Source organism: Caballeronia sp. (assembly GCF_049581465.1).
In the GTDB taxonomy this organism is placed as follows: domain Bacteria; phylum Pseudomonadota; class Gammaproteobacteria; order Burkholderiales; family Burkholderiaceae; genus Caballeronia.
Window position 1 is genome coordinate 1 of the sequence record NZ_JBAUSA010000266.1, and the last position, 5,402, is coordinate 5,402.

The 5,402-nt window shown below is 61.3% G+C and carries 5 protein-coding genes; 2 read left to right on the forward strand and 3 right to left on the reverse strand.

What is annotated here, in order from left to right; translation table 11 throughout:
• Positions 1-89: 89 nt before the first annotated feature.
• On the forward strand, positions 90-653 hold the full coding sequence (locus WCA53_RS06580) for an isochorismatase family protein (protein ID WP_423907127.1): 564 nt from the start codon (positions 90-92) through the stop codon (positions 651-653).
• 96 nt (positions 654-749) lie between these two features.
• Here the strand turns inward: WCA53_RS06580 and WCA53_RS06585 are convergent, their stop codons facing one another.
• Genes WCA53_RS06585 through WCA53_RS06595 form a run of 3 tightly spaced genes read right to left on the reverse strand, consistent with a single transcriptional unit; the run spans position 750 to position 3,124 of the window.
• Positions 750-1,904: a nickel/cobalt transporter gene (locus WCA53_RS06585; protein ID WP_423907129.1), complete on the reverse strand. Its 1,155-nt coding sequence runs from the start codon at positions 1,902-1,904 to the stop codon at positions 750-752.
• Positions 1,901-2,755, reverse strand: a complete 855-nt coding sequence (locus WCA53_RS06590) for a DUF1007 family protein (protein WP_423907131.1) — start codon at positions 2,753-2,755, stop codon at positions 1,901-1,903. Before WCA53_RS06590 ends, WCA53_RS06585 begins: the two co-directional genes overlap by 4 nt.
• A gap of 45 nt (positions 2,756-2,800) precedes the next feature.
• The gene (locus tag WCA53_RS06595) at positions 2,801-3,124 is read right to left on the reverse strand and encodes a DUF4148 domain-containing protein (protein ID WP_423907133.1); all 324 of its coding nucleotides are present in this window, start codon (positions 3,122-3,124) and stop codon (positions 2,801-2,803) included.
• Between the two features lie 622 nt (positions 3,125-3,746).
• On the opposite strand from WCA53_RS06595, the gene WCA53_RS06600 reads away from it, so the two are divergent.
• The coding region (locus WCA53_RS06600) for a methyl-accepting chemotaxis protein (protein WP_423907136.1) at positions 3,747-5,402 on the forward strand (1,656 nt) is incomplete at its 3' end.

A 5,402-nucleotide genomic window follows, 5' to 3' on the forward strand; every position in this document is an offset into this window, starting at 1 on the left:
CAGCCCACCGAACCCGAGCAAGAACAACTCGCGACGGGCCGTGAATGACTTAAAACGCCCCGTCGATTCATAACCCCAAGGAGAACCCCATGGCACTCACAACCCTCGACGCGAAGACTGCTCTGGTCATCATCGACCTACAGAATGGCATCGTCGCTTTACCCACCGCGCACCCGACCGACGCGGTAATAGAACGTGCCGTCGCAATGGCCGCTGCATTCCGCCGCCGTGGTTTGCCTATCGTGCTCGTCAACGTGGCGGGCGGAGCACCGGGCCGGGCGGAACAGGCTCGCAGCCTTGGCGAGCTTCCCGCCGGATGGGCCGATCTCGTCCCGGAGCTGAACCAGCATCCCGAAGACCACCGGGTGACGAAGCGAACGTGGGGCGCGTTCACGAACACGGACCTCGAGGAACATCTGAGGAATCAGGGCATCACGCAGATCGTGCTCGCCGGCGTCGCCACCAGCATTGGTGTCGAGTCCACGGCTCGTTATGCGTACGAACTCGGGTTCAACGTCACCCTCGCCGTCGACGCGATGACCGACATGAACCCTGACGCCCACATCAACAGCATCACACGAATCTTCCCAAGGCTGGGCGAAACCGGGACGACCAAGGAGATCATCGATCTGCTAGAGAAGGCCGGCGTATGACCTAGCGCTCTACGGCATGTTTGAATGTTCCCGACAAGCGGCAATTCTGCACTACAAACTATCTGCCTCCGAAAACGCCGACACATTGCGAAAGCATCATGCGAGCGCCGCCGCCTGCAACCCCGTCATTAACGCAATCACCTGCCAGGCGGCGAACAGTGTGATGAAAACGGCACCGGCTAGCGCAAGCCCGAAACGAATCCGTTCGACTTTCTGACGGGTGATCGCCGAGCGCTTCGAGACCGCGCGATTGAGCGACAAGCTTGTCGCTCCGATCGCCAACACGGTGCAGGAAACGCCTGCGCCCATCGCGAGTGCCGAGAGGATGCCTACCATGAAGATGTGATTCGCCAGCGCCGCAATCAACACGAAAATGGCGCCCACGCACGGGCGCACGCCTACCGCAACGCCCGTCAGGAAGATCTGCCGCGCGATCCAGAACGATCCGCGAGACGTGCGCGTTGGTGTCCAGGACGTGCGGGAACGAAGCTGGCCTAGACTGGAGCCAAGATAGCGGGCTTCACGCTCGTCGCCGTCATCGACGTCCCTCTTCGCAGCGACGCTTAGGCGCTTCCTTGGCACGAGTTCCACCCGATCGATCTCGCAGCAATCGCGCCGCGTGACGATCGACCACAGTGTCCACGCGCCGACCCCGAGCAGCGCGATATAGCTGGTAAGTTCAAGCCCGGAAGCGCGCGTTAGTACGCGCGACAGTCCTTCGCGGCTCAGCCATGCAGCGGCGCTAACCAGCAGGATCGCTGACAACGCCTGGACAAACGCGCTCCAGACACTCAGCGTGACGGCATCGATAAAACGCGCCCGGTGCGACGCAAGGTACGCGCTAACCACAATCTTGCCGTGACCCGGCCCGAGCGCGTGCAAGACGCCATAGCCAAACGAAAACAGCACGAGTGTCCATGCGGCGGCCATGCTCGATCCGTCGCGCTGATCCGCGAGCTCATCCTGCATGCGCTCGTTCAACCTGCTTTGCAAGCGAACGCTCCAGCCGATTGCATCGCGAACGACAGACGGCATCTGCATGCCCGAAGCCGTGGCAGTCGCGTCCGATGCCGGCGCCGCTTTTGAACTTTCAGCCGTGTTGGCGGCGCTTGGGGCGCCGGTCGAAGTGCGCCCGAAAACGTCAGTCGATTGGGCGAACACACCTTGGGAAATGAGCAGAAGGGTCGCGATAACGCAGAGGCCAAACCACGTTCGACCGACAAGCCAGCACGCGCGCAATGGGGATTTCAACACGTTATCCGGCTCGCTTCAGGGTAGATGCTGCCGCCGAAGATCGCGTGGTCGTGATCTTCGAACGGGACTGCCCTGCACTTTGCCGGCGCGGCGGTGCTAAGCGTCACGGGTAGCTTGGCGTTGCTGGAAAAGTCGACAAAAAAGCTCTCGTCGTAGATGCCCAGCGTCACGGCCGCTCGCTTGACATCCGGTTGCGTGGCGAGCGGCACCATGAACCGATACACAATGTGGCCGTCCTCGACCGCCACACTGAAGTCGCGCGCTTCTCCGAGCGAGGCCGGTTTACCATCGATAAAAATATGCGTGAAATAATCTGCACCCCTGAGCAATTCAAAGGCCTGCACCTTGAACATGGCGGTATGCGTTTGATCGACCGGTCCGGACTTTGTCATGCCGGAAAAGTCACCAACCATGGAGATTGGAAAGCCTTTTGAGAACGTCCAGGTTTCGCGGATTGCAACGAGTTTTTGCCCGGCCATTTGCGCCGATGCCGAATAGTCGATCCAGACATGCGGATGCGCCATGCTTGTCGTGGCGCACGCGGACAGGAGGAGCAAACAAGCTACACGTAGCGAGCAACGACGCGTCAGGAGGGAGAGAAATGGAATCATTGACGAGAGCGAACGGTTCCCGCGGGTAAGTATTGGCGAAGCGTCGGCACAGTGCTCGATGACCATCAGGCGTCGCTGGCCCCTGACAATATTACCAGCTTGGCCTACCTGCGGGCGCACCGCTATAAAGGGCCTCGCTACATTGAATAGTCGAAGCCGCTGCGGCGTGACACCGCTAATCACCACGAAGCCAAAAAAATCCCGCAAGCGCGAGCCGCTCGCGGGAATCGATGGCATCTCATTGGCAGGAGCCGGGAGAGTCCCGGCGAAGTAGCCGACGCTCTAGGGCCTCGTGTAAAGCGATGTATCGAGGGGGACTTCCACGCGGCCCGATTGCGAGCTACCGCTAGACGACGTTCCGTAGCCACTGTCTTGCGCAGCTGCGCGCGCTTGCGCCTGGTTTTGTGCGTTTACGCGCGCTTGCGCTTCTTGCACGTTCGACGGGTACGCCGCATCGCCGGCGTTCGCGTTGTAGCCGGCCTGTTGAAGCTGGACGAGTTCAGCGCGCACCTGGTCGCGCGTAATCGGTTCGTTCTGTTGAGCGAACGTAACGATCGGCGTGGCCAGGATCGACACAACGAGGACTGCATAAATCGACGATTTCATAGTTACCTCCGGAAGCTGTTTTCCTGCGCGTTAGCCCGCTAAGAGCAAGTTCGCAGGATGGTTCGTGCACCGGGCACCCTTCCCTCAAGCAACCCCGGCTTGCACACTCAGCCGGATGAGGCGGCCCGCTACGTACGCTCAGGCTAAAGACTCGACCGATGCAAACAACATGGAATGTTCTTTAGACGCTGGAGCTGGCTTCCACATTGACTCTGGGAAGGAAGATCATCGATCGATGACTGCAGTGTCGCCGTCAATCGTCGTGGCCGAAACCACGCCGATGGAGGATAAGGCGGCCTTTTTGGGAGGGATGCCGGAGCCCGACGAAAGGAGGGGTAACGCGGCAGGCTGTCGCGCTAGTTCGGCACGCGGGCGTCGGGCGGCGGCCGAAGTCAATTCGCCCGAAAAGTGCGGCTAGAGTCACGCCGCGCCGTTGACGAAACGTTTCCACAAACGATCCGCACCGATGACCGAAGGGTCGATCTGAGAGCGTTTACGGACGTTATTCGCCGCAATGAACCTTCAGTGCGCCGTGTAGCCTTCATATTGCGGCACAAGATCGTCCGGAAATCGCTGATCGAGGCGATCCCCGCTCCTTCACCTCTACTGAAGCATCGAAAAAATGGCCACTGCGACGCCACACGCAAGCAACGCTACCCGCTCCGGCATGCTCAGCGGCCGCCGCTTCACGCTCGGCAATCGCATTGTGTTCAGCTTCGGCGCGCTGTTCGTGCTGATGCTCGTCATGGCGGCAATTTCATACACTCGCTTGCGCGCAATCGACGACGAAGCCGTCAGCATCGGGCGTGACTCGGTGCCCGGCCTGTCTCTCGCGACATCGCTGCGCGCAGCAGCGCGAGAAAACTACACGACGCTCGAGCGTGCGCTTTTCGTTGACAGCGACGCCGATGCGGTTAAGCGCGATATTGATCGGGTGGCGGAAATCCAGCGGGAGTTTGACCAGTTCGCAACCGACTATCAGAACACGCTCTTTCGCGACGACGACCGCGAGCGCTTTCGCACCTTCAAGGCCGCCTACGATCAGTATCTGCCGTTGCTCACCGACGCGGCGCGTCAGGCTCAAATTTCGAGGCCGGCAGCGCAGGCCGCCCTGGTGCGCATGACGCCGGTCTGGGAAAATGCGGTTCGTGCCGCGAATGAACTCGTGAAGGAAAACCGCGCCCAGGCCGACGTGTCCGCACAAATGATCCGCAGCTCGGTCAGCGGCACCGAAATCACGCTCGCGACCGCTCTGGGCGTCGTACTGCTCGTCGCGCTAGCGACCGGCTACGCGCTCTTCAAGGCGGTCACAGTACCGATGGCGCGGCTCGTCGAAGTGCACGACGCCATGCGCACGGGCAACCTCACACAGCGTCTGAACCTGCGTCGCACCGATGAATTCGGCACGCTGGAGGAAGGTTTCAACCGCATGACCGCGGAGCTGACGAGCCTCGTCGCGCAGGCGCAGAAGTCTTCGCTGCAGGTGACGACGTCGGTAGCGGAAATCGCCGCAACCTCCAAGGAGCAGCAGGCGACCACGAGCGAGACCGCCGCGACCACCACGGAGATCGGTGCGACTTCGCGTGAAATCTTCGCCACGTCGCGCGATCTGTTGCGCACGATGAACGAGGTCTCCGGCGTCGCGGAGCAATCGGCGCAACTTGCCGGAGCCAGCCAGAGCGGCCTCGCGCGGATGGAGGAAACGATGCGCAGCGTGATGGAAGCTGCGGGTTCGGTCAACGCCAAGCTATCGATCCTCAATGAAAAGGCGGTCAATATCAATCAGGTCGTCGCGACCATCACGAAGGTCGCCGACCAGACCAACCTGCTGTCGCTGAATGCCGCGATCGAAGCGGAAAAGGCCGGCGAGTATGGGCGCGGTTTCGCGGTCGTCGCCACCGAAATCCGGCGCCTCGCTGAACAGACGGCGGTAGCGACCTACGTCATCGAGCAGACCGTCAAGGAGATCCAGTCGGCCGTCTCCGCTGGCGTGATGGGCATGGACAAATTCTCCGAGGAAGTGCGGCGCGGCATGCGCGACGTGCAACAGGTCGGAGGCCAGCTCTCGCAGATCATTAACGAGGTGCAGACGCTCGCGCCGCGCTTCCAGCTGGTCAACGAAGGGATGCAGACGCAAGCCAGCAGCGCCGAACAGATTACCCAGGCCCTGTCGCAGTTGTCCGAGGCCGCGCAGCAAACCGCGGAGTCGCTGCGCCAGTCGTCACAAGCGATCGATGACCTCACGCTCGTCGCCAACCAGTTGCGCACCGGCGTGGGG